The organism is Nocardiopsis sp. iso_40, from assembly GCF_056173285.1.
This window is the reverse complement of the sequence record NZ_CM149666.1, coordinates 3,509,091-3,534,129: the sequence shown is the minus strand read 5'-3', so window position 1 is coordinate 3,534,129 and position 25,039 is coordinate 3,509,091. Positions and strand designations below refer to the sequence as shown.

Below are 25,039 nucleotides of genomic sequence, written 5' to 3'. Positions count from 1 at the left end.
CCCCGCCCCTTTCCCCTCGTAACCGTCGCCCCGCCCCGGAAGGCGGGGTGACAGGAGGCTTGCTGTGACCCCGCGCAGTGACACCCCTGAACCCGCCCCCTCGACCAGGCCCGGACCGATCCGCCGCGCCATCGTCTACCCCGTGGCCCTGGTGGTGTTCGCCGGGCTGCTGAACACGCTCCCGGCCTCGGCCACCGCCTACAACCCCCGCCCGGAGGTGGCCGAACAACCCTCCGTGGAGGGGAGCGAGGCGGTCACCGAGGCCCTGTCCGAGGACGACGCGGTCGCCGAGGCCGCGATGACCTCCCCGGCCTCCGTGGCCTGGCCGGAGGCCACCAGTGTCGACGTCGACCTGGGACAGGATCGGGCGCGGACGCTCAGCGCCCAGGAGGACTCACTGGTCACCGTGGGGGCCGTCAGCGGTGAGGAGTTCGAGGACTGGGAGGTCCCCGAGCACTGGCAGGAGGTGCTGGAGGCGGAGGCCGCCCGGAACCTGGAGGAAAAGGCGGCCGAGGAAGCAGAGGCAGCCGAGGAGCAGGCGGCCGAGCAGCAGTCCGAAGAACCCGAGTCCGCGGACGGGGAAGCCGCACCCGCCGAGGATCCCGACGCCACCGCAACGGACGAGGAGGCCGACCGCGGAGGGAACGGGACCGCCGCCGAGCGGGAACGGCACTCGGACCCCTCCGAGCCCGAGGAGAGCGCCGCCGAGGAGGAATCCCGGACTCCCGCGGCCCCCGCGCCGGTCGAGCCGGTCGAGGTCCCCGAACCGGAACCGGTCGCCTCGGCCCAGGTCGAGGTGTTGGACCGGGACCAGGCCGAGCAGGCCGGGGTCAACGGTCTGCTGCTGCGGGTGAGTCGCACCGACGACTCCGCGTCGGTCGCGCCGGTCGAGCTCGGCGTCGACTACTCCGGCTTCGCCGAGGCCTTCGGTGGTGACTACGCCTCCCGTCTGACCATGGTCGAGCTCGACGAGTGCGTGCTCGACGAGTCCTGTGCGGACGAGGACACCGCCGCCCATGACTCGGCCGTGCTCCTGGACAACGACACCGGGGAAAACCACATCACCGCCCGGGTGAGCGCCGCACCCCAGGGATCCCTGGTGGCTCTGGCCGCCGCCCCGGCCGGTGGAAACGGCGACTACGGGGCGACCCAGCTCTCGGCCGCCTCCAGCTGGAACGTCAACAACCAGTCCGGCGACTTCTCCTGGTCCTACGCCTTCGCCACACCCCCCGCCCCCAGCGACCTGAACCCGGCGGTCGGGCTGGGCTACTCCTCCGGCGGGGTGGACGGGCGCATCGCCACCTCCAACAACCAGACCTCCTGGATCGGTGACGGGTTCGCCTACGCCCCCGGCGCGATCGAACGCCGCTACTCCGCCTGTGTGGACTCCGGGCACGAGACCGGCGACCTGTGCTGGAACACCGACAACGTCACCCTGTCGATGACCGGCCACTCCGGCGCGCTGATCAAGGACGACGACGGCTCCTACCGGCTGTCCAACGACGACGGCACCAGGGTCGAACGCCTCACCGGCGCCGACAACGGCGCCCACGACGGCGAGTACTGGAAGGTCACCACCCCCGACGGCACCCAGTACTTCTTCGGCCGCAACCGCCTGCCCGGCTGGTCCAGCGGCGACCCGGAGACCGAATCGGCGCAGACCCTGCCGGTCTACGCCCCCGAGTCGGGCCAGCCCTGCTACGACTCCGACTTCGCCGACTCCTGGTGCCAGCAGGCCAACAAGTGGAACCTCGACTACGTCGTGGACGTGCACGGCAACGTCATGACGTTCTACTACGACGCCGAGACCAACCACTACGGCCGCAACCTCACCAAAACCGCCACCCCCTACGTGCGCGCGGCCAACGTCAAGCGCATCGAGTACGGGCTGCGCAGCGACGACGTCTACGCCACCGCTCCGGCCCGGGTGCTCTTCTCCGACTCCGAGCGGTGCCTGGTCACCGACTCCTTCGACTGCGCCGCCGACAAGCGCACCTCCGGCAACGCCGAGCACTGGCCCGACGTGCCCCTGGACCAGGACTGCAAGTCGGGGGAGTCCTGCTCCGGACGGCACTCGCCGACCTTCTGGTCCACCAAGAAGCTCGACGCCGTCACCACCCAGGTCCGCGACGGTGACTCCTACACCGACGTGGACACCTGGAAACTGGAGCACTCCTTCCCCGAATCCGGGGATGGCACCGGCCCCACCCTGTGGCTGGACTCCATCGAACACGTCGGCAAGGTCGGCGGCACCGAGTCACTGCCCAAGATCAGTTTCGCGGGCACCCAGATGCCCAACCGGGTCGACTCGCCCTCCGACGACATCGCCCCCATGCTGCGCTGGCGGATCACCTCGATCTACACCGAGTCCGGCGGCCAGTTCGACATCAACTACTCCCAACCCGAGTGCGAACCCGGGAAAACGCCCGAGCCGCACGAGAACACCAAGCGGTGTTACCCGGTGCTGTGGACCCCCGAGGGCGGGGTGGAACTGACCGACTGGTTCCACAAGTACGTGGTTACCGAGGTCAACGAAGTGGACCTGGTCTCGGACCAGCCCACGCTCACCACCAGCTACGACTACGTCGGCGACCCGGCCTGGCGGTACACCGAGGCCGACGGCATGGTCAAGGACAAGTACCGCACCTGGGCCGACTGGCGCGGCTACGACCGCGTCATCGTGCGCACCGGCCATGAGGACGAGGAACGCACCGAGACCGAGTACCTGTACTTCCAGGGCATGCACGAGGACAAGCAGCCCTCGGGTAAACGCTCCGTGGCCGTCACCGACTCCCGCGGGGTCGAGCACACCGACCACAAGGAACTGAACGGCACCGTCCGCGAGGTCATCGTCCGCGACGGCGAGGGCGGCCAGGACATCTCCCGGGAGATCACCACCCCCTGGTGGAAGCAGACCGCCAAGGTCACCCATGACTGGGGTGAGCAGACCGCCACCAAGATCGCGACAGAACAGGTCATCAGCCTCACCCGTCTCGCCGATGACTCCTGGCTTGAGGCCCGGGTCGACAACACCGTCAACGACGACGGCGCCGTCACCCGGGTCCGCGACCACGGTGACGTGGACGTCGACGGCGACGAGAAGTGCGTCAACACCACCTACGTCAACAACACCGACGCCCGCATCCTCAACCTCGTCTCCCGTGTCGAGACCCTTGCCGTCGACTGTGCGGACACCCCGAACCGCCCCGAGGACGTCATCACCGACGAACTGGTCTCCTACGACGGCGGAGACCACGGGGACACCCCCACCAAGGGCCTGCCCACCAGGACCCAGAAGCTCGACTCCTACGCCGACGGCGAGCCCGTCTACCAGACGGTCGACCAGACCGGGTTCGACGACTTCGGCAACACCGTCTCCGAGACCGACGCCTCCGGCGGGGTGACCACCACCGAGTACACCTTCACCTCCGAAGGCCTGCCCGCATCGGTCACCGAGACCAACCCCGTCGGCCACACCACGAGCACCAAGGTCGACCCGACCCGCGGCCTTCCGGTCTCCGAGACCGACGCCAACGGCCGCACCATGACCATGGCCTACGACCCGCTCGGCCGCCTCACCGGAGTGTGGCTGCCCGACCGCGACCAGGCCACCGACACCCCCACCACGAAGTTCGAGTACCACGTCCGCCAGGACGCACCCACCTCGATCACCACACACACCCTGCAAACCCGCACCGAGTACACCACCAGCCACGAGATCTTCGACGCCTTCCTACGTCCGCGGCAGACCCAGAGCCCCGCTCCGGGCGGCGGTCGGCTCGTCACGGACACCTTCCACGACACCCGCGGCCAGGTCGTCCGGGAACGCGAGCCCTACTACAACGAGGACGAGGCCACCGACACCCTGTTCGTCGTCGCCAACGACGCCGACGTCCCCCGCCAGGCCGTCACCGTCTACGACGGCGCGGGACGGGTCACCGACAACATCCACGTGGCCCTGGGTGAGGAGCGCTGGCGCACCAGCACCGAACACCACGGCGAGCGCACCCTGGTCACCCCACCCGACGGGGCGGTGGCCACCACCTCCATCGTGGATGCCCAGGGGCGTCTGAGCGAGGTCCGCACCCACCACGGGGGCACCCCCGAGGGCGACTACGACGCCATCACCTACACCTACGCCAAGAACGACGAGCTGGCCACGGTCACCGACCCCGAGGGCAACGTCTGGGAGCACACCTACGACCTGCGCGGCCGTCTGGTGCGCACGGACGACCCCATCAGCGGTACCACCACGATGGGCTACAACGAGCTCGACCAGATGGTCTCCGCCACCGACGCCCGCGGGCAGACCCTGGCCTACTCCTACGACGAGATCGGCCGTCAGGTCGGGCTGTACGAAGACTCCCCGGAAGGGGAGAAACGGGCCGAGTGGGTCTACGACACCCTCGCCAAGGGCCACCTGACCTCGTCCACCCGCTACGACGGCGGGGACGCCTACACCTCCCGTGTGGTGCGCTACGACCAGTTCTACCGGCCCACCACCACCGAGATCCGCATTCCCGACAGCCAACCCATGTTGTCCGGGCGCTATCGCTTCTCCACCCAGTACAACGTCGACGGTTCGGTCCATAGCCTGTCCATGCCCGCCGCCGGCGGGCTGGGTCAGGAGACCATCGGCTACAGCTACAACGAGCTGGGCATGCCCACCCTCATGTCGGGGTTCACCGAATACGTCACCGACACCGTCTACAACGGGCTCGGTGAACTGCGCCAGATCGCCCTGGACACCGGGGACTCGTCGACCACCGACGCCACATGGATGACCCGCGACTACGATCCCGCTACGGGGCGGGTGGCCGAAACCACCCTGGTGCCCGAACGCGGTCTCACCGGGTCGCTGGTGCACCGCTACTACAGCTACGACGACGCGGGCAACGTCCTCAGCCTGCGCGACGAACCCACCGCCGAACACCTCCAGTCGGACGTGCAGTGCTTCACCTACGACCACATGCGCCGGATGACCGGGGTGTGGACCCCCGACGCCACCGGTGAGGAGGCGTGCGCGGCCCAACCCTCCGCCGAGGCCCTGGGCGGTGCGGCTCCGTACTGGCACGAGTACACCTACGACCAGCTCGGCAACCGCACCACCGAGGTCCAGCACGGACTTCCCGGCGGGGACATCACCCGTACCTACCAGCACGGCGATGCGACCGACGTGGCGCCCCAGGCGCTGACCCGGGTGGAGGAGTCCGGACCGGGCGGGACCCGGCTGGAGGAGTACTCCTACGACGAGGCCGGGAACATGACCGGCCGCACCACTTCCTCCCGTGACCAGGAACTGGAGTGGGACGCCGAAGGCAACCTGGCCCGGGTCACCGAGGAGGACGGCTCGGAGACCTCCTACACCTACGACGCCGACGGGCAGCGGCTGATCCGTGAGGACCCGGCCTCCACCACGCTCTACCTGCCGGGCATGGAACTGCGCCTGGACAAGGAAGACCTGGTCAAAGAGGCCACCCGGTTCTACTCCCACGCCGGGGAGACGGTCGCGGTCCGACAGAACGACGGCACCCTGTCGTGGATCCACGCCGACCACCACGGCACCGGCCAGGTCGCCGTCGATGCTCGCACCGGTGAGGCGACGCACCGGTACATGAGCGTGTTCGGTACCGAGCGCGGGGAAGCTGCCGGTAGCTGGCCTTCGGAGCGTGGTTTCGTCAACGGCACGGTTGACGCCTCCACAGGGTTGACCCAAATCGGAGCCCGAGCCTACGACTCGACGCTGGGGAGATTCATTTCCCCGGACCCGGTCATGGACGTGACCGACCACCAGCAGATGCACGGGTACGTCTACGCGAACAACAACCCGGTTTCCTTCACGGACCCCGATGGTCTCTTTATCATGGCCTTGGCTGCTCGTGTTGTTCGGATTGTGATCAACACGGCTGCCGCCTATTTCGCGAAGCGCGGGGTGAACGTCTACGCCCTTCCGTCAGTTCAGCGCGCAATGAATTGGGCCGACAGGGTTTCCTCGTCGAGGTCTGGATCCGGATCCAGGTCCGGAAGTAGTGGCTCGACCTATCAGGATCAAAAACAGTCCAAGGCCTATCGTGAAGCCCAGGCTGAGAAAGAAGAAGCAAAGCAAAAGCTGATCTCTGCGGCGACCGGTTTGGCGCAGTTGGTGGCCGACGAGCTCGGTATCACTGCCGGGCTGGAGTGTTTCACCTCCGGTGATCTGGGTGCGTGTGGTGAGACCGCGGTCAACGTGGCGTTGATGTTCGTCGGCGGGCTGCCTGCCAAGATTGCGGCGAAATACGGTCTGCGCTGGGGTAAGGCGGCGGAGCTGGGCCGGAAGATCTCTGCCCTGGGTGGTGATCTGATCAAGGGTGTCAAGGGCCTGAATAAGGCCAACAAGAAAATTTCCGGTATCTGTCCGAGGGGTGAAAGAAACAGCTTCGTTCCCGGGACGGCGGTGGTGATGGCCGATGGGTCCACTAAGCCGATCGGGGATGTCGATATCGGTGAGAAGGTCCTTGCCACTGATCCAGAAACGGGTGAGCAGTCGGCCCGGACGGTGTTGGCCACGATCGTGGGGTCGGGTGCCAAGAGCCTGGTGCAGATCACCGTTGACCCGACGAGTGAACGTGATGCCCCTGAAGGGGACGAGACCGTTTCGGGTGAGGGGTCTGAGGGCGCTCCGGGGCCGGTAGCAGTCGGTGACGTGATCGTGGCGACCGACGGCCACCCGTTCTGGGTGCCGGAGTTGGGCCTGTGGGTGGAGGCGATCGACCTCGCTCCTGGGATGTGGTTGCAGACCTCGTCCGGCACCTGGGTGCAGGTCAGCGCGGTCCAGGCCTGGACCCAGACGGCCACGGTCCATAACCTGACCGTGCAGGGCGTCCACACCTACCATGTGGCGACAGAGTCGCTGGATGTCCTCAACCACAATTGTAAGGTAACCATTTCTGATGGAGCGATCGATCATGCGTGGAGCAAGCATAAATATGGAGGAGAATACCATGAAGAGGGAAAGAGTGGAAACGTCCTATCTTCGGAAATCGTAGATAAAAATCAATTTAGAGGACTGGTTGAATCCACTGCTGAAAATGGGGCGAGGTCAGAGCGCTCTAAGAATGATCCGAGAAGTGGTTACTATCTCGACCAAGAATTCGATGAACCTGAAATTGGAATGAATGGTCAAAATGGATTGAGATTGTTCATCAAGGATGATAACTTCACGTCTGTGGCTCCTCGTTATATGTATTAATGGTGGCGATTGTGTGGATCGAATTTATTGCAGATGAGGGGGATTGCTCCTGGTCTTCAGGGTGGAATCCAGTGAATGAAGAGGGGAGGCGGGTTCCTTGGTCGGAGGTCGATGGAAGCGCAATCATTCACGACCTTTTTCGAGCCAGGGTTGAATTCTCCATTGGTGGTGTTGAGTTCGGAGACAGTAAAAATTTTCGTCCAGTGATTGATTATTTCCTGATGCTGGAGTTGGCTTGCAAAGAGCTGCAGGCTCATCAAGGTTCTCAGGTTGAACCTGCTGATATGTCTTTTCGGATGTATTTTATGCGGCATGGTGGTGACGTCTTGATTGCCTCTGACCTGGCGCGAGAGGTTTCCCAGGTATCAATTGGTGAGTACCACAATAATTTGGCTTCAGTGATGGATGGCTTGTTCCGTGAAATTGTTTTTATTCATCCTGGACTGCAGGATAATTACTTCCTGGGTAAGATATTTAGGAATCGGTGTCGAGGTGGACATTGATCTTTAATCCCTGCAAGTTAGTTTTGCAGTTTGATGCTTGCCTTCTGCAGGTGAGGTGTTCCTGGTACTTTAGTTGCAGTTCTGGTTTTTCGTGATTCACGGGATGCTTGTCTGCGGTAGTGTCATTCTCGGGATTGTGCCTGGTGGGAGGCGATAGGCCTCCTGTGAGAAAGTTGACCGGCCGTTCTATTCCGGTAAGAACCAACACCAAGGCATGAACATCCAGGTGGGGACTCTGTAACAGTTTCGCTCCTGGGGCCATGGTGGTGATGGCTAACGGGTCCACTAAGCCGATCGGGGATGTCGATATCGGTGAGAAGGTCCTTGCCACTGATCCAGAAACGGGTGAGCAGTCGGCCCGGACGGTGTTGGCCACGATCGTGGGGTCGGGTGCCAAGAGCCTGGTGCAGATCACCGTTGACCCGACGAGTGAACGTGATGCCCCTGAAGGGGACGAGACCGTTTCGGGTGAGGAGTCTGAGAGCGTGTTTGAGAAGGGGTAACGGTCCGGGCACTTCGCCCACGCTGCTGCCGTCAGGCCGCGAGTATGCCCCCCATGCCGCGACGCCCGACCTACCCCTCTGACCTGACCGATGACCAGTGGGCCCTGATCGAACCCCTGCTCCCACCGGCCAACACCGGTGGCCGACCCGAGAAGCACCCCCGCCGCGATGTAGTGGACGCGATCGGCTACGTGGTGCGCACCGGCTGCTCCTGGCGGCACCTGCCCGTGGGCTTCCCGCCCTGGCAGAGGCGTGTACTGGTACTTCTCCCGCTGGGAGGAAGCCACGGTCACCGAGCAGGTCATGGCCGTGCTGCGCCGCCGGCTGCGCAGCACGCAAGGACGCGGGGGCGAGCCCTCGGCCGGGATCATCGACTCCCAGAGCACGAAGGGCACCGACACCGTCGGCCAGGGGAATAGGGGCTATGACGCGGGCAAGAAGGTCAACGGCCGCAAGAGGTTCATCGTCACCGACACCCTGGGGCTGTTGCTGGTGGTGTGCGTGATGGCTGCCTCGGTTCAGGACCGGGACACGGGGCCAGGACCACCCTGTTGAGCCTGTACCTGTGCACGCCGGTGCGGTTCGTGTTCGCTGACGCAGGGTTCGCTGGAAGGCTGGTGGCCTGGGCCGAGAGGTTCGTGGGAACGACTGTGCACATCGTGCGCAAGGCTCCCAGCCAGGTGGGGTTCGCGGTGATCCCGCGGCGGTGGGTGGTAGAGCGTTCGCTGGCGTGGTTGACCGCTCACCGGCGTCTGGCCAGGGACTACGAGCGCGACCCGGCGGTGTCCGAGGCGATGGTGCGCTGGGCCGCGATCAGCCAGATGGCCCGCCGCCTAGCACGGGGACGAGATGCCGTTCGTCAGCGTGCTTGGACAAGCGAAGACCTCATTTCCTGACCCTTCTCAAACACGCTCTAAGGGCTGGGCCTTCTTGCTCGTGGGCGGGACCCTCATCGCCTGCGACCGCATCAAAGCCGATCAGCCTTTCTACCCGGGCAAGCACAAAAGACACGGGATGAACGTCCAGGTGGTGGCCGCCCCCAACGGCGAACCGCTGTGGACCTCCTGGTCGCTGCCCGCAGCGGTGCACGACACCAAGGCGGCCCGGGTGTGGAAGATCGCCGAGCGCATCAAGGCCGCAGGGCTGCTCGGGCTGGGAGACAAGAGGTACGTGGGCCTGTCCGAGGTGGTGTTCTGCCCGTTCAAGGGCCGCGACAAGCCGTGATGGAAGAAGGAAGTCAACTCCGAGCACGCCCGGCTGCGCTCACCCGAGGAGCGGGCCATCGCCCAGCTCAAGAACTGGGACATCCTGCGCCGCCTACACTGCTGCCCACAACGGGCAGGCGAGATCACCCGAGCTGTACTCGTCCTTCAACTCCGAGAAGCAGGATGAAAAAGGCTCACTATGTTGAGACTGACGTATTTCCTACTCTGGGTCGAGAGCGTCCGGATGGAAGGCTCGTATTTTGGGGGCGTGGAGAAGTCTGGCACTCTAGTTATTATGACGGTTTTATTGAGGTAAGAGGTCCACATTGTGGCTGTTGTTAATTCAGGTAGACCGCCTTGGGTTCGGCATGATTTTTCCCATGCGCAGCATATCGATATTCACGAGTCCCTTCCCTCGGGTTCGGGTCACCCAAAATTGGTGGAGACCTCCTTCGTGGAGGATGTTCGGTGCTCGCTGTCGGATGCAGGTTTCGATGTAGTTAAAGTTGTTCTTGGCCTGGATCCTTCTGAAAGAATTTTTGCAGCAAGGGTGCTGCAGATTCTGGGATTGCGACGAGAAAGTGAAGTTTCGTGGGGGCTTTTTACTGACGCAATTTGGGATTTTTATGCGACCGGTGGTCGGCCGATTGCAATTCTGGTGCCAAATTTCGATGATTGGCTGTCCTTGGATCTAAAAACCTCCTTTAGGTCCATGTATGGAGCAGTTTCGGTTGCTGACTCTATGTCTCCTGGCGTTAGAGCCTTGCAGAGGCAAATTGAATATGTTTTCTTTGGTAGGTGGAGTGATTATAGAATTTCGGGATAGCTGTAGATGGTTTTGTGAAGTAAGTGCTTGTATCGAGTTGGAAGGTGGGAATCTTCGAATATCCTGATGTCATGGTTGTCCGTCAGTAACTATCTCGAACCGAGGTTGGGAGAGACTGCAGCGTGTGTCGGGATTGCCTTCCGTCACTCGGGGCGCAGTGAGCGAACCTGAAGGTCGCCCATCCTGGGGGTGTGGGGCACACGCTTTCTGGGGCGGATACTGGTTTCAGGGGTGTTGGTCATGTCTGGATCGGGTTCGGTGTACAAGCGTTGCGGGTGCCGAGGATTCAAGAACGCGAAGGCCAGGGAGGGTCGCTGTTCGGGGCTGTCGAGGAGCGATCCCGGAAGTTGGTACTTCACCCTGGACTTCGAACACACCAGGCGGCAGGCGTCGCCTGCGCCGGGGCGGGTTCGTTTCCCGGGAAGCCGCCCGTGAAGGGCTGCGCCAGGCCCGGGAACTTGAGGGGGTCGACAACGGTCCGGCAGTGTTGACGCTGTCGCAGTGGTTGGATCGGTGGCTGACCATCCGCACCCGGTTACGGCCTTTGACCCGTACCAGTTACGTCGAGCACACCCACCGCTACCTCACACCTCATCTGGGCGCGGTGCCGTTGGAGGAGCTGACCCCAGCCTGGTCTAGGAGGCCTTCAAGTAGATCCGTCGACACACCACTCCGGCCGGGGACAAGTGTCTCCGGCCACAGTGCAGCGGATCCGGGCCACGCTGCGCGCAGCGTTCAACACCGCTGTGCGCGAGCGGTTGCTGGACTCCAATCTGGCGAACGGGTTGCGGTTGGAGGGTGGGCAGAGCGCGCGACCGGTGGTGTGGATCACCCAGGCCGTGGCCAAATGGGCGCACGAGGACGTTCGGTCGGCAGTAACGGTATGGACGGTCGAACAGATCCGACACTTCCTGCACCATTTCCACCTAGCGGTGATGACCGGGATACGCCGTGGTGAGGTGGTGGGGCTGTGATGGGGCAAAGCGTCAGAATCGGGCCGGAGGATCTCTGCCCTGGCCGGTGATCTGATCAAGGGTGTCAAGGGCCTGAACAAGGCCAACAAGAAAATTTCCAGTATCTGTCCGGGTGGTAAAAGAAACAGCTTCGTTCCCGGCATGGGTGTGGTGATGGCCGATGGGTCCACCAAGCCCATCGAGGACGTCAATATCGGTGAGGGGGTTCTGGCTACTGATCCATAAATGGGTCTGACCTGCGGAATTGGCCACTCACGCTAGCGGGTGCTGGGCGGTGGAGAAGCGAGTGCACCAAGTTCGGGATGTGACCTTCAAAGAGGATGACCGCCGGACCCGCACCGGGGCTGCACTGGTGGTGCTGGAAGCTTTGGCCGATATCGTCCGCCAATCGCTGATCCTGCCAGGGGCTTATTTCTCAGTTCTCGGAGAAATTTCCTGGTGTCCAAGTAAATACTTCCTGGGGTTGATATCATTAATTTCAATGACCTTGCCAAGAGGCTCCAGTCAGATGGGGATTCGGTTCGGGGCATCTCCGAAGGAGAGTTGATCGAACTTCGTGTGAATTTGGATGGTCGCCTGCCGGGGGCCTATGAAAATTTCATGGTAAACCTGGGTGGGGTTGCAGGAAAGCTTTTTGTTGGAACGGATATATTTTACCCGCAAGTAGTTAATTTTCAACAAGAAATGAAAGTTTTTTGATCGAAGAGGGGGTTGGTGAATTCATCGACAGCGAAAGTGTTATCTTTGCGTCGCATCAAGGGTATCAAGTCTACTGGATGAACTCTAGAGATGCGTTTGATCCGATAGTGTTGATGCATCAAGAGGGGGATTCGTTTCCTTCTTTTCGTTGGGAAAGTTTTTCGAGGTTCGTTTGGAGCCATTTTCAGGATTAATGCTCCAGGCGCACTTGGAGTTCTCGAGCTGTGCAATCACCGGATATGAGGCGACCATCGCTCACAGTGTTTCGAGCGCTGGTGATGGTTTCGTGCAGGCTGCGGTCTGCTCAGTCAGCACCTCGATTGTTGGGAGCCGGTGTTCTCGTGGTGTTCGCGGGTGGTGCGCAAGGTTCGGCGTGACGGGGGCAGTGCGGCACGGTAATCGGGGCACCCTGGTCACCTTGGCGGAGGTGGCTTGAAGTTTCAGGGGCATGGTCTGACGGCCAGGTGTACTTCGTTCAGGCGGACCGGTGTATCGCCCCCCTGGACGACGCTTGGCTCGTGTGCCTCATGGGCCACCTCCGACGCCCGCGGGAGAGCGGGGGCTGGCGTACCGCTCGCGTTCAGCGAGTGCGGTGGGATGCGGGCGGGTCCAACCCCGCAGGTGAAACCGGCGCGCGTGTTTCACTCGCAGAACACCCCTTGACACCTCCGTGGTGGCGAAGTTATATCTAGAAAAATACATTCGGCCGAAGTTGATCGAATCATACTCATAATGTTAGCGCTAACATACAAATAGAGAACTCCGGGACAAGGGTCGTGTAATACGCGCCCCGGTCCCTGGTTTGCAACGCCTATCGCCGTCGAGAAGACTCGCCTGAGCGACTCGCCATATCCCGCAACCACCGACCGGCACTCGGCGTCGGTATACCCCCTCGGAGGAGACTTGCCAGCGAACCGAAGGACATCGGCGCGCACCACGTGTGCGCTTCTCACCGGACTGCTGTGCGTCGTGACCACGGCGTCCCCCGCGTCGGCAGCGACCGACTACAGCATCGACATCGACGTTTCCACGGCCGGGCCGCAGATCAGCGACCAGATGTACGGCATTTTCATGGAGGACATCAACCACGCCGCCGACGGCGGACTCTACGCCGAACTGGTGCAGAACCGCTCCTTCGAATACAGCACCGCGGACAACGGGAACTACACCCCCATGACCGCCTGGGAGGAGGCAGACTCCGAAAACACCGACGGCCAGGCCAGAGTGGTGAACAACTCCGGTCGGCTCAACGAGCGCAACCGCAACTACCTCCGGGTCGTACTGCCCACCGACGGTAGCGAATACGGCGTGGTCAACAGCGGATATTCCACCGGAATTCCCGTCACCGAGGGGGAGGAATACGACTTCTCGGTGTGGGTGAAATCCCCGGGCCGCCCGGACCCGGTGACCGTGCGGCTGCACGACGCCCAGGGCGAGTCGCTGGCCGAGCCGCTGTCCCTGGACGTCCGGGGCGACTGGGCCCAGTACACCGGAACGTTAACCGCGACCGCCTCCAGCGCCGCCGGTCGGCTGTCGGTCACCGGAAGCGGTGGCGGCGTGCTGGATCTGGACATGGTCTCGCTCTTCCCGCACGAGACCTTCAAGGGCCATGACAATGGCCTGCGCAAGGACATCGCCGAGCAGATCGCCGCACTCGACCCGGGCTTCGTCCGCTTCCCCGGCGGCTGCCTGGTCAACACCGGCAGCCATGAGGCCTACGAAGCCCCCGACTGGCCGCCCGAGCGCTCCTTCCAGTGGAAAGACACGGTCGGACCGGTCGAGGAGCGCGCGACCAACCACAACTTCTGGGGCTACAACCAGTCCTACGGATTGGGCTACTACGAGTACTTCCGGTTCGCCGAGGACCTCGGCGCCATGCCGCTGCCGGTCGTGCCCGCCCTGGTCACCGGCTGCGGTGAGAACCGGGTCACCGACGATCCCGAACTGCTGCAGCGCCACATCCAGGACACCCTGGACCTCATCGAGTTCGCCAACGGTCCGGCCGACTCCGAGTGGGGCGGCGTGCGCGCCGAGATGGGCCACCCCGAGCCGTTCGGTCTGACCCACGTGCAGGTCGGCAACGAGGAGAACCTGCCCGACGCGTTCTTCGAGCGCTTCCTGCGGTTCCGTGACGCCATCGAGGCCGAGTACCCCGACGTCACCGTGGTCAGCAACTCCGGACCGGCCTCCGGCGGCACCGTCTTCGATCGCGCCTGGGAACTCAATCGGGAGCACGACGCCGCCATGGTCGACGAGCACTACTACAACTCGCCGGCCTGGTTCCTGGCCAACAACGAGCGCTACGACTCCTACGACCGCGAGGGCCCCGACGTCTACCTGGGCGAGTTCGCCTCGCAGGGCAACCAGTTCTCCAACGCCCTGGCCGAGGCCGCCTACATGACCGGGCTGGAGCGCAACGCCGACGTGGTGAAGATGGTCTCCTACGCCCCGCTGCTGGCCGCCGACTGGGGCACCCAATGGACCCCCGACATGATCTGGTTCAACAACGGCACCAGTTGGGGCTCGGCCAACTACGAGGTGCAGCGGCTCTTCTCCACCAACACCGGAGACCGGGTGGTGCCCAGCACCGCCTCCGGCACCCCCGGTGTCAGCGGGCCGATCACCGGCGCGGTGGGACTGTCCACCTGGAACACCAGTGCCGAGTACGACGACGTCCGGGTGACCTCCGCCGACGGCGGGACACTGCTCGAGGACGACTTCTCCTCCGGCGCCGACCAGTGGACCCACGTCACCGACGCCGGGAACTGGACCGTCGAGAACGGCGCCTACGTGCAGACCGAGCCCTCGGGTGAGAACACGATGGTCACCGCCGGCGACCCCGGGTGGACCGATTACGACCTGGAGGTGACCGCCACCAAGCGCGAGGGCGCCGAGGGCTTCCTCGTCGGGTTCGGAATCCAGGGCACCGATGACTACTACTGGTGGAACCTGGGCGGGTGGAACAACACCCAGTCCGCGGTGGAGCGCGCCTCCGGCGGCGCGAAGAGCCTCGTCGTCTCCGACGGCACCACCGTGGAGTCCGGCCGCGCGTACGACATCCGCGTCGAGGTGCGCGGACGTGACGTCACCCTCCACCTCGACGGCGAGGAGTGGGGCAGCTTCACTGCGTCCGAGCCCGAACCGTTTCGTCAGGTCGTCACCCGTGACGAGCAGACCGGAGAGCTCATCGTCAAGGTCGTCAACGCCCAGGGCGAGGCGGCCCGCACGTCGATCGACCTGGGCTCCGCGCGGGTGGGGTCCAGTGCCGAGCTGACCGTCCTGCAGGCCGACCCGGCCGCCGAGAACACGGCGAGCGACCGGCCCGTCAGCCCGGAGACCTCCACCATCGACGGCGTGGACAGCACGTTCACCCACACCTTCCCGGCGCATTCGGTCACCTTCATGCGCCTCACCCCGGAGGAGTAGCCCACGGCGGCACCGCGCCCGCCGGGCACCGCAGAGCCGGTGCCCGGCGGGCGCCCCGGTGCGCCCCTACCTGTCGCGGGGGTGAGGCCGGCCGGGGAATGGGCCAGGGCTACGATCGGGCCGGGCCCCGAACCCCGCGCAACCGCGTGACCTGGGCTCTCATCCCTTTCTCATCCGCTTCGGCTGTGATGGACGGACCATGCTCCAAGCCAAGATCCTCGTCGTCGACGACGAACCCAACATCCTCGACATGGTCGCGACCGTCCTGGAGTTCCACGGGTTCGACGTGCGGACCGCCGCCACCGCAGCCGAGGCGCACACCGCCGCGCACGCCTTCGGACCCGACCTGGTCGTACTGGACGTGATGCTCCCCGACGGGGACGGGTTCGACGTGTGCCGTGCCCTGCGGCGCTCCCGCCCGGACCTGGGAATCGTCTTCCTCACCGCCAAGGACGCCCACAGCGAGCGGGTCGCCGGGCTCACCTACGGCGGCGACGACTACGTCACCAAGCCGTTCAACACCGACGAACTCGTCGCCCGGGTGCGGGCCGTCCTGCGCCGGACCCGCCCCGGACCCCGACCCGAACAGGCGGAGGGCCTGCTGCGCTTCGCCGACGTTGAACTCGACGAACGGGCCTGCGTCGTCCGTCGGGCGGGCCACCCGGTCCCGCTCTCGCGCACCGAGTTCGACCTGCTGCGCTACCTGATGCTCAACAGCGGCCGGGTGCTCTCCCGCCCGCAGATCATCGACGAGGTGTGGAGCGAGGGCTACTCCGGCGGCTCCAACATCGTCGACACCTACGTCGGCTACCTGCGCCGCAAACTCGGCGCGCACGGCCCCAACCTCATCCAGACACAGCGGGGGTTCGGCTACGCCCTCCGGGAGGGGGAGACCAGGTGAGGGCGCCGTGGCGCACCCTGCGCGGCCGCATGGTCGTGCTCAACGCGGTGCTGATGCTCCTCGCCCTGACCGTGGTGGCGGCGGCGAGCGCCACCTTCCTGCGCTCCTACCTGGTCGACCGGGTCGACGAACGCATCGAGACCAGCGCCGCCTTCGTCCGCGCCCACCAGGACGACATCTTCGCCCAGGACCCCTACGAACTGGTCGAGCAGATCCGCACGCCCAGCGACTTCGTCGCGGAGTTCGTCACCCGCGCCCCGGGCGACCCCCATCCCCGGGTGCACCGGCTCCAGGGCGCGGGGCCGACCCTGGTGCGCGACATCGACACCGACAACGCGCCCGAGGGCGTGTTCACGGTCGAACACGACGGCTCGGAGTACCGGGTCATGGTGCTGGACCTGCCCGACCACGACACGGTCGTGCTCACGGGGGAACCCCTGGACCCGGTCGGGGCCACCGTCCACCGGCTGGTCGCGATCCAGGTGCTGGTCGGCCTGGCCATGCTGGGGCTCGCGCTGCTCGCCGGGACCGCGGTCATCCGCCGGGGGCTGCGGCCCCTGGACGACGTGGTTGAGACCGCGGAGGCCATCGCCCTCGGCGACCTCGAACGCCGCGTGCCCGAACCCGCCCCCGGTGCCGCCGTGGAGGTCAGCCGCCTCACCCTGTCCATCAACCGCATGCTGGCGCGCCTGCGCGGGGCCCTGCACGGCCACGAGCGCTCCGAGGAGCGGCTGCGCCGGTTCGTCTCCGACGCCTCCCACGAACTGCGCACCCCGCTCACCTCGATCCGCGGCTACCTGCAACTGGTCGCCCAGGGGGTGGTCGACGTCGCCAGACGGCCCGACGTGATCACCCGCTCCCAGCAGGAGTCCGAGCGCATGGCCGCCATCGTCGACGACCTCCTCTACCTGGCCCGCCTCGACGAACGCCCCGCCCCCAGGCACGAGGTCGTCGAACTCGGCCGGATCGTGGCCGACAGCGTCGCCGACGCCCGCGCCGCCCAACCCGAACGCGAGTGGCGCACCGAGGCCTCCGCGGAGGGGCTCGTGGTCGGCGACGAACAGGAACTGCGCCAGGTCGTCTCCAACCTGCTGGCCAACGTGCGCGTGCACACCCCGGCGGTCGGCCCGGCGACGGTCCGGCTGCGCCGCGTCGACGGCCGGGTCGTCCTGGAGGTCGCGGACGGCGGTCCCGGCATGGACGAGGAGAGCGCTGCCTTCGTCTTCGAGCGCTTCTACCGCGGCGCCTCGGCGTCGGGCCGCCCCGGAAGCGGGCTGGGGCTGCCCATCGTCCGGGCCGTCATGCGGGCGCACGGCGGCGAGGCCGAGTTCGCCTCCGACGCGGGGGAGGGGACCACGGTCACCCTGCGGTTCCCGGCCCCGCCCGACCCCGAACCGGACCCCCTGGCGCACCACCGTGACGATGATCTCACCGGTGGCGTCGCGTTCTCATCGAAATCTCATGGTTCTCGGCATTTCGCCTCATCGCGGTCGGATGGGCTGGCGGCGAAGCGAACAGGGTTGAGAGGAACGAGTATGGCTGGTCTGCTCTACCGTCTGGGTGGGTTCGCCTACCGCAGACGATGGTTGGTCGTGGTCTCCTGGCTGCTGATCCTCGTGGTCGCAGCCGGAGCGGCGCTGATGTTCCGCGCCCCGCTCAACGACGCGCTGCGCATCCCCGGAACCGAGTCGGAGCAGGCCACCGACCTGATGGAGGCGCGTTTCTCCACCACCGGCGAGTCGGTCACCGCGGTGCTGAGCGCCCCCGAGGGCTCCGACGTCATCGAGGACGAACAGTACGCCGACGCCGTCCGCGCGACCGCCGACGAACTCGCGGACGCTCCGAAGGTCGAGACGGTCATCAGCCCGCACGGCATCGTGGCGGACGCCCGTCAGCAGTACGAGGAGGGCATCGCCGAAGGCGAGGAGGAGGCCCTGGAGGCCGCCCGCGAGGGGGTCGAGGGGCTGGTGCCGCCACAGACCCCCAACCGGGACGAGGTCATCGCCGAGCAGCTACCGGAGGCCGAGGAGCAGGCCCTGGCGGAGGTGGCCCGCCAGGCCCCCGACTTCGACGAGGAGGAGATCCTCGACCAGGTCCCGCAGCTCTCCGAGGACCGCGACACCGTCATGCTCCAGGTCCAGTTGGACGCCCGCAACGGCGAGGTGCCCGCGGAGACCGTCGACGCGATCCTGGCCACCGGCGACGAGGCCCGCGACGCCGGGATGGACGTGGAGTTCAGCGGCCCGGCCATCACCAACCAGGTGCCCGCCATGGGCGCGAGCGAGGCCGTCGGCCTGGTCGCCGCACTGGTGGTGCTGGTCATCAACTTCGGCGCCCTGATCACCGCGGGCCTGCCGATCCTGCTGGCGCTGATCGGCGTCGGCGTCGGCATGATGCTGCTCTACGCCTCCTCCAGCCTGATCGAACTGACCAGCACGGCCCCGATCCTGGCGCTGATGCTCGGTATCGCCGTGGGCATCGACTACTCGCTGTTCGTGCTCTCCCGCCACCGCAAACAGGTGTCGCAGGGCTGGGACCCGGCCGAGTCCGCCGCCCGCTCCATCGGCACCGCCGGCAGCGCCGTGGTCTTCGCCGGTGCGACCGTCATCATCGCCCTGCTCGGCCTGTCGGTCGTACGGATCCCGTTCCTGACCATCATGGGTGTGGCCGCGATGGTCACGGTCGCGGTGGCGGTACTGGTGGCGATCACGCTGCTGCCCGCCCTGCTCGGGTTCGTCGGGCACCGGGTCACGGCCGGGCGCCTGCCGGTGCTGGGCCGACGCGCCGAGAGGGCGATGGTCTCCGAGCGCACCATGAGCGCCCGGTGGATCGGCATGGTCACCAGGCGCCCGCTCATCGCTGTCCTGGGTGTGGCCGCGGTCCTGGGCACGCTCCTGCTGCCCCTGGGCAGCATGCACCTGGGCCTGCCCAGCGACGAGACCAGCTCGGAGGACACCACCCAGCGCCAGGCCTACGAGATCATCAGCGAGGAGTTCGGGCCCGGCCACACCGCGCAGCTCGCCGTGGTGGCCGACCTGACCGGCCTGCCCGACATGCCCGCCGCCGCCGACGAGGTCGCCGAGCGGATGGAGGAGGTCGACGGGGTCGCGGAGGTGTTCCCGCCGCAGCTCAGCGAGGTGCAGGACACCGCGATCATCGTGCTGATCCCCGAGAGCGGGCCCTCCGACACCGCCACCGAGGACGTGCTGCACCAGGTGCGCGGACTCCAGGACGAGGTGGACGAGGAGATCGGCGCGAAGATCGTGGTGGCCGGTGCCACCGCCGCCGCGATCGACATCTCCGAACGCCTGGCCGACGCGCTCCCGGTGTTCGCCACCGTGGTGATCGGGCTCGCCCTGGTGCTGATGACCGTCGTGTTCCGCTCCGTGCTCGTGCCGGTCAAGGCGGCGCTGGGTTTCGTGCTCAGCGCGGGCGCCTCGCTGGGCCTGACCGTGGTGGTCTTCCAGTGGGGCCACGGGGCCGCGTTGTTCGGCGTCGAGCCGGGGCCGCTGCTGGCCTTCATGCCGACCCTGGTCATCGGCATCCTGTTCGGCCTGGCCATGGACTACGAGGTCTTCCTGGTCTCCCGGATGCGGGAGGACTTCGTGCACGGCAGCGAGCCGATGGCGGCGATCTCCTCCGGCTTCACCCAGGGGGCGCGCGTGGTCACGGCGGCCGCGGCCATCATGATCAGCGTGTTCGCCTCGTTCGTGTTCGGCCACGTGGAGATGTTGAAGCCGATCGCGTTCGTCCTGGCGGTGGGCATCCTCATCGACGCCTTCCTGGTCCGGATGACGCTCGGCCCGGCGGTCATGGCCCTGTTCGGCCGGGCCACCTGGTGGCTGCCGAGGTGGCTGGACCGGCTGCTGCCCAACGTCGACATCGAGGGCGACCGGCTGAACGCGACCGCGCCCGCCGCCGGCGGGGGCAGCGAGGGCTCGGACGGAGGCGACGGGGGCGGCGAGGGCGCCCAGGAGCCCCGCACCCCGGTGGACTCCCGCACCTGACCCGGCGGACCGGTACCTCCGGGTCAGCGGCGCCCGCCGTGTCGGCCCCGTCGAGCAGCAGTGCTCGGCGGGGCCGTTCCCTTTTTCGGGGGCCGCGGGCGCTGGGATCGTCCGCCCGGGCGTACGAGGACTTCGACCAGCGAAATTCTTTCCGGTGTTGGTCAACTCAACGCCATGGCCACAGACCGTTTCGGGGGTCCTCGGCGAATTCCGCTTTATCGGGGGAGGAACTTCAGGGCCAGGGAGATTCCGTTGTCATTCACGGAGTCCGTTCCCGTTGATCGGCCGGTCGGGAGTCCTGGTCGTCGAACTGGTGGCGGGCCCGCTCCACCTCGTCCAGGTGGGCGGCGGACCAGTCCGCCAGGGTGGCGAAGAGCGGGGACAGGCTGCTTCCGAGGTCGGTGATCTCGTACTCCACCCTGGGCGGGACCTCGGCATGGTAGGTGCGGCGGACGAGGCCGTCCCGCTCCATCTGCCGCAGCCGTTGGGTCAGCACCTTCGGCGTGATGGTGCCGATGCTGCGCTGCAACTCGACGAAGCGCTGGCGGCCTTGGGTGTGCAGTGTCCACAGGACCGGAGTGGTCCAGCGGCTGAAGACCAGGTCCACCACGGGGCTGATCGGGCAGGCCTGGTCGGACCGGATCGGCTCCTGGCGGGTCGAATCCATGACCATGGAAATCCCTCCTGGTAAGTCACTTTCCTCTAGGTAACTACTTTACCCGGGCTGCTAGCTTCTGAGGGCGCGTTGGTGAGAAGGCGTATGCAACGGCCGCTGTCGGACATTTTCCGTCTCTGCTTCGTGCTGCCTGGAATCGGATTTCTCCCATACCTCGACAGGAGTTTCATGTCAGCCCAAGAATCCGAGTACGGTGTTTCTCGTTCACCGGTCGAGAATCCACCTCGACGTCCCGGTCTCGTGTTGGCTTTTCTGAGCCTCGCGGGTTTCATGACCTTTCTCGACGTCTCCATCGTGAACGTCGCGCTGCCCACCATCCAGAACGAGCTCGACGTTCCCTCCGCTCACCTGCCGTACATCGTCACGGCCTACGGGATGATCCTCGGCGGGTTCCTCCTGCTCTGCGGCCGGCTGGCGGACACCTTCGGCCGCCGGTTCATGCTCCAGGCCGGCCTCGTCGTCTTCGCCCTGGCCTCGCTCGCGGCGGGCCTCGCCCAGTTCTCGCTCATGCTGATCCTCGCCCGCGGCGTGCAGGGGCTCGGCGCGGCGTTCATCGCCACCGCCGCGCTCAGCCTCCTGCGCAACAACTTCGCCGAGGGCGCCGAGCGCAACCGGGCCCTCGGTGTCTGGGGTGCGCTCAGCGGCATCGCCGCGGTCGCCGGGGTGACCCTGGGCGGCCTGATCACCGACGGGCCCGGATGGGAGTGGATCTTCTTCGTCAACCTGCCGATCGGTCTGGGTGGCGCCCTCCTGGCTCCGTTCGTCGTCGCGGAGAGCCGGTCCACCGGACGGCGGGCGTCCTTCGACATCCTCGGCGCGGTCGTGCTCACCTCGGGACTGGTCCTGCTGATCTACTCCCTCGGCCTGACCGTCGACGACGCGGGCGCTGTCCCCGTCCGCGCCTACGCGGGATTCGCCGTCGCGGCCCTGCTGCTGCTCGGGTTCCTGCTGATCGAGCGCCGCAGCGCCGCGCCCCTGGTCCCGCTGTCGGTCTTCCGGCGTCCGTCCCTGAGGGCGGCGAACCTCGTCGCCCTGCTCCTGTTGGGCAACACTGTCACGCTGTTCTTCTTCGCCAGCCTCTTCATGCAGCAGGTACTGGACTATTCACCGTTGCGCACGGGCCTGTCCTACGTGCCCCTCGCCGTCACGACCGCGATCGGCGCCGGTATCGCCTCGAACCTGGTCACCAGGATCGCTGTCAAGCCAGTCCTGCTGGTCGGGCTCACCCTCACCGGGGCGGGGATGATGCTGTTGTGGCGTGTCCCCGTCGACGCCGCGTACCCGGTGGACGTCCTACCCGTGTTCGCCATGACCGGTATCGGCCTGGGGCTGTCGTTCGTACCCCTCCAGATCGCGGCCTTCGCGGGCACCGAGGAACGGGAGTCCGGGCTGGCGGCGGGCCTGATCAACACCAGCCAGGAGGTCGGTGGCGCGCTCGGGCTCGCCGTCGCCGCGGCGATCTCCTTCCGGATGGTCCCGGAACTGACCGCTGCGGCGAACGGGGTCCCGGAGCTCGTCCGCCAGGCTCGGGCGGACGTCTTCCACGAGGCCTTCCTCGTCGGAGCCGGGTTCGTCGTGTGCGCTTTCGCCGTCACCCTGCTGTTGATGCCGTCACGGCGGTCCGCCTCACCGGAGACGGTCAGAGCCACAGGGGGTGAGTGAGGAGGTCCCGGGCCAGGAGCACTGGGCCGCATGCCGCCGTGTCCGGTCCCGGGTGCTTCTCCGCGGGAGCGCGGGGTGCGATCATGCCGGGCATGGACGTTCTGAGCAGCCGCATCCTGCTGCGGCCCACCGACCTCGCGCGCAGCCGCTCCTTCTACCGCGACGTCCTGGGGTTGGCGGTGCACCGCGAGTTCGGGGACCCCGAGGCGCTCGGGACCGTGTTCTTCCTGGGCAACGGGCTGCTGGAGGTCTCCGGCAGTTCCGAGACCGCCGGGGTACCGCCGCTCTCCCTGTGGTTGCAGGTGCGTGACGTCCGGGCCGAGTACGAGCGGTTGACGGCAGCCGGGGCTCAGGGTCTGCGTGAGCCCAGGACGGAGTTCTGGGGGCTGGTCGAGGCGTGGATCGCCGACCCCGACGGGGTGCGGATCGTCCTGGTCCAGATCCCCGACGACCACCCCCTGCGCCGGGACCAGCGTTCGTTCTGAGCGTTCCGGGCCCCTGCGGACCGAACGTGCCCGGTCCGCGGGGAACCTCGCTCAGCCGAGCGCCTCGACGGTCGGGCGCAGCTCCTCCGCGAGCCAGCGCAGGCTCATCGGGCCGGCGGAGTTGATGGCGTTGGCGAAGGCGAGGTCGGCGTAGTAGACGGTGCCCGCCTCGACCGAGGGCAGGCCCTGGAAGAGGGGGTCCCCGTCGATCTGCTCGCGCTCCTCCTCACCCGGCGCCCACACGGCGAGCAGGTCGGCGTCCAGGTCGGCCGTGTTCTCCCGGGACAGCGGATCCGAGGTCTGGGTGTTGTCCTGGTTGTCGGCCGGCCGCAGGCCGAACAGTTCGAAGAGGGCCCCGTTGCCGAAGGCGTACCCGCTCGTGTCGGCGCGGACCCACTGGTAGGTGCGGTCCTCGATGCCGGGGACGGTCTCGCCGATCCCGGTGAACTCCGCCTCGATCCCGGCGATGAGTTCCTCGGCCTCGGCGGTGCGGTCCACGGCCTCGGCGGTCTTGAGCAGCCGTTCGTCCCAGTCCGCGTTGGCGGCGTCGGTGGCGGGGGTGACGGTCGGGGCGACGGCGTTCAGCCGGTCGAAGGCCGCCTGGTCACTCACCTGGTAGGTCTGGGCGATCACCAGGTCCGGTTCGGCGGCCGCGATCGCCTCCAGGTTGGGTTCGCCGTCCGCCGTGATCAGGCCGGGGTCGGAGATGTCGGCGATCTCCTCGGCCATCCAGGGCACGCTCTGGTCGAGGGTCTCGGGGTCCTCGGCCACGCTGACCGGGGTCACGCCCAGGGAGAGGAGTTCCTCGGCCGAGGCGAAGCCGAGGGCGACCACCCGTTCGGGGGCCTCGTCGATGGTGACCTCCCCGTGGGAGGTCTCGACGGTCAGCGGGTACGTTCCGTCCGAGGCGGCGGCGTCCTCCCCGCCCTCCTGGGCCGTTCCGCAGCCCGCGAGCACCAGCAGCGAGAGCGCGGCCGCCGCCACACCGCCCCGTCGGCCGGACACGGCCGTTCCCACACGCCTCAACGCCATCAGAAACTCCTTCTCGTGGAAAATAAGGCAAGGCTACCCTTTGCTGCTTTCGGGCTGGTCGGCGGGGCGTAATCTGAACGGCGTGGTCACACGAGACATGAGTCGTCGGCTCCCCAGCTACGCGGCGGGGGAGATCGACGTGCCCTTCGTCGTCCGCGGCACGGAGGAGGTCATCGACCGGGACACGTTCTGGGAGGAGCACTCGCACCCGACGCACGAACTGCTGTGGAACCGGCGGGGAGCCTCCTCGGCCGAGGTCGGGGCGCGGGTCTGGACCATCACCCCCTCGGTCGGGCTGTGGATCCCGGCCGGGACGCCGCACTCCGGGCGGACGCCCGCCGGCACCTGGCACCACTCCGCGCACTTCAGCGTCCGTGCGGTCCCGGCGATCTCGGAGGCCCCCGTGGCCGTGGAGGTCACCCCGCTGCTGCGGCTGCTGCTCGACCGGCTCAACGAGGAGGGGCTGGCCCCCGACTCACGCGCCAAGACCGAGGCGCTGGTGCTCGACCTGCTGGTCCCCGCCCCGGTCGAGCTGTTGCTCAGGATCCCCGAGTCACCGCTGCTGGCCCCGATCGTCGCCGCCGTGCGCGAGGATCCCGCCGACACCACGACCCTGGCGGCGTGGGCCTCGCGGCTCGGTGTGAGCACCCGGACCATCACACGGGCCTTCCGCGAGCAGACCGGGCTCGGGTTCAGCCAGTGGCTGGCCGCCGCCCGGGTGCAGCACGCGATCACGCTGCTCTCCGGTGGTGAGGAGATCGAGGAGGTCGCCGAGCGGGTCGGCTACCACTCGGCGAGCGCGTTCGGCACGGTCTTCCGGCGGGTGACGGGGATGAGTCCGGGGCGCTTCCGCTCGCAGTGACGCCTGTCGTGGTGGCCCCTCCGGGGCCTGGGGGCGGGGGCCGTGGCGGC

The 25,039-nt window shown here is 66.5% G+C and carries 17 protein-coding genes and 1 pseudogene; 16 read left to right on the top strand and 2 right to left on the bottom strand.

The genetic code is table 11. The features are described from left to right. The first annotated feature begins 64 nt into the window (after positions 1–64). The 13 genes and pseudogenes from AC0VYD_RS15490 (at position 65) to AC0VYD_RS15430 (ending at position 20,272) form a co-directional block, all read left to right on the top strand. Positions 65–7,228: an RHS repeat-associated core domain-containing protein gene (locus tag AC0VYD_RS15490; RefSeq protein WP_475476238.1), complete on the top strand. Its 7,164-nt coding sequence runs from the start codon at positions 65–67 to the stop codon at positions 7,226–7,228. Between the two features lie 11 nt (positions 7,229–7,239). Next, positions 7,240–7,731 carry a hypothetical protein gene (locus AC0VYD_RS15485; protein ID WP_475476237.1) on the top strand — a complete coding sequence of 164 codons (492 nt, stop codon included), beginning with the start codon at positions 7,240–7,242 and terminating at the stop codon, positions 7,729–7,731. Positions 7,732–8,278: 547 nt separating this feature from the next. Further along, positions 8,279–8,470, top strand: a pseudogene (locus tag AC0VYD_RS15480) (transposase); the annotation flags it as partial. A gap of 16 nt (positions 8,471–8,486) precedes the next feature. Then, a complete protein-coding gene (locus AC0VYD_RS15475; RefSeq protein ID WP_475476236.1) occupies positions 8,487–8,789 on the top strand; it encodes a transposase in 303 nt (100 codons plus the stop codon). Then, on the top strand, positions 8,786–9,130 hold the full coding sequence (locus AC0VYD_RS15470; protein WP_475476235.1) for a transposase: 345 nt from the start codon (positions 8,786–8,788) through the stop codon (positions 9,128–9,130). The genes AC0VYD_RS15475 and AC0VYD_RS15470 overlap by 4 nt, the downstream gene beginning before the upstream one ends. Further along, positions 9,084–9,458, top strand: a complete 375-nt coding sequence (locus tag AC0VYD_RS15465) for a transposase family protein (protein ID WP_475476234.1) — start codon at positions 9,084–9,086, stop codon at positions 9,456–9,458. Before AC0VYD_RS15470 ends, AC0VYD_RS15465 begins: the two co-directional genes overlap by 47 nt. A gap of 435 nt (positions 9,459–9,893) precedes the next feature. Beyond that, positions 9,894–10,265 (top strand): hypothetical protein, encoded by a 372-nt coding sequence (locus AC0VYD_RS15460; RefSeq protein ID WP_475476233.1) that lies wholly within the window; start codon positions 9,894–9,896, stop codon positions 10,263–10,265. Positions 10,266–10,951: 686 nt separating this feature from the next. Then, positions 10,952–11,239 carry a hypothetical protein gene (locus AC0VYD_RS15455; RefSeq protein ID WP_475476232.1) on the top strand — a complete coding sequence of 96 codons (288 nt, stop codon included), beginning with the start codon at positions 10,952–10,954 and terminating at the stop codon, positions 11,237–11,239. A 304-nt stretch (positions 11,240–11,543) separates the two neighbouring features. Then, a complete protein-coding gene (locus AC0VYD_RS15450; RefSeq protein WP_475476231.1) occupies positions 11,544–11,786 on the top strand; it encodes a hypothetical protein in 243 nt (80 codons plus the stop codon). Next, the gene (locus AC0VYD_RS15445) at positions 11,783–11,938 is read left to right on the top strand and encodes a hypothetical protein (protein ID WP_475476230.1); all 156 of its coding nucleotides are present in this window, start codon (positions 11,783–11,785) and stop codon (positions 11,936–11,938) included. The genes AC0VYD_RS15450 and AC0VYD_RS15445 overlap by 4 nt, the downstream gene beginning before the upstream one ends. A gap of 903 nt (positions 11,939–12,841) precedes the next feature. Continuing rightward, positions 12,842–15,364: an alpha-L-arabinofuranosidase C-terminal domain-containing protein gene (locus AC0VYD_RS15440; RefSeq protein ID WP_475476229.1), complete on the top strand. Its 2,523-nt coding sequence runs from the start codon at positions 12,842–12,844 to the stop codon at positions 15,362–15,364. Positions 15,365–15,563: 199 nt separating this feature from the next. Beyond that, positions 15,564–16,265 carry a response regulator transcription factor gene (locus AC0VYD_RS15435; RefSeq protein ID WP_475476228.1) on the top strand — a complete coding sequence of 234 codons (702 nt, stop codon included), beginning with the start codon at positions 15,564–15,566 and terminating at the stop codon, positions 16,263–16,265. Then, entirely contained in the window at positions 16,262–20,272 is a 4,011-nt protein-coding gene (locus AC0VYD_RS15430; protein WP_475476227.1) for an MMPL family transporter, read from the top strand. The genes AC0VYD_RS15435 and AC0VYD_RS15430 overlap by 4 nt, the downstream gene beginning before the upstream one ends. Positions 20,273–20,531: 259 nt before the next feature. Here the strand turns inward: AC0VYD_RS15430 and AC0VYD_RS15425 are convergent, their stop codons facing one another. Next, the gene (locus tag AC0VYD_RS15425) at positions 20,532–20,945 is read right to left on the bottom strand and encodes a winged helix-turn-helix transcriptional regulator (protein WP_475476226.1); all 414 of its coding nucleotides are present in this window, start codon (positions 20,943–20,945) and stop codon (positions 20,532–20,534) included. Positions 20,946–21,032: 87 nt separating this feature from the next. Between AC0VYD_RS15425 and AC0VYD_RS15420 the strand changes: the two genes are divergently transcribed. Beyond that, entirely contained in the window at positions 21,033–22,610 is a 1,578-nt protein-coding gene (locus AC0VYD_RS15420) for an MFS transporter (protein ID WP_475476225.1), read from the top strand. 92 nt (positions 22,611–22,702) lie between these two features. Next, positions 22,703–23,095: a VOC family protein gene (locus tag AC0VYD_RS15415; protein WP_475480277.1), complete on the top strand. Its 393-nt coding sequence runs from the start codon at positions 22,703–22,705 to the stop codon at positions 23,093–23,095. Between the two features lie 51 nt (positions 23,096–23,146). Here the strand turns inward: AC0VYD_RS15415 and AC0VYD_RS15410 are convergent, their stop codons facing one another. Beyond that, positions 23,147–24,127 (bottom strand): ABC transporter substrate-binding protein, encoded by a 981-nt coding sequence (locus AC0VYD_RS15410; RefSeq protein ID WP_475476224.1) that lies wholly within the window; start codon positions 24,125–24,127, stop codon positions 23,147–23,149. Positions 24,128–24,224: 97 nt separating this feature from the next. Here AC0VYD_RS15410 and AC0VYD_RS15405 point away from each other — a divergent pair, with 97 nt between their 5' ends. Beyond that, entirely contained in the window at positions 24,225–24,989 is a 765-nt protein-coding gene (locus AC0VYD_RS15405; protein ID WP_475476223.1) for a helix-turn-helix domain-containing protein, read from the top strand. The last annotated feature ends 50 nt before the right edge of the window (positions 24,990–25,039 follow it).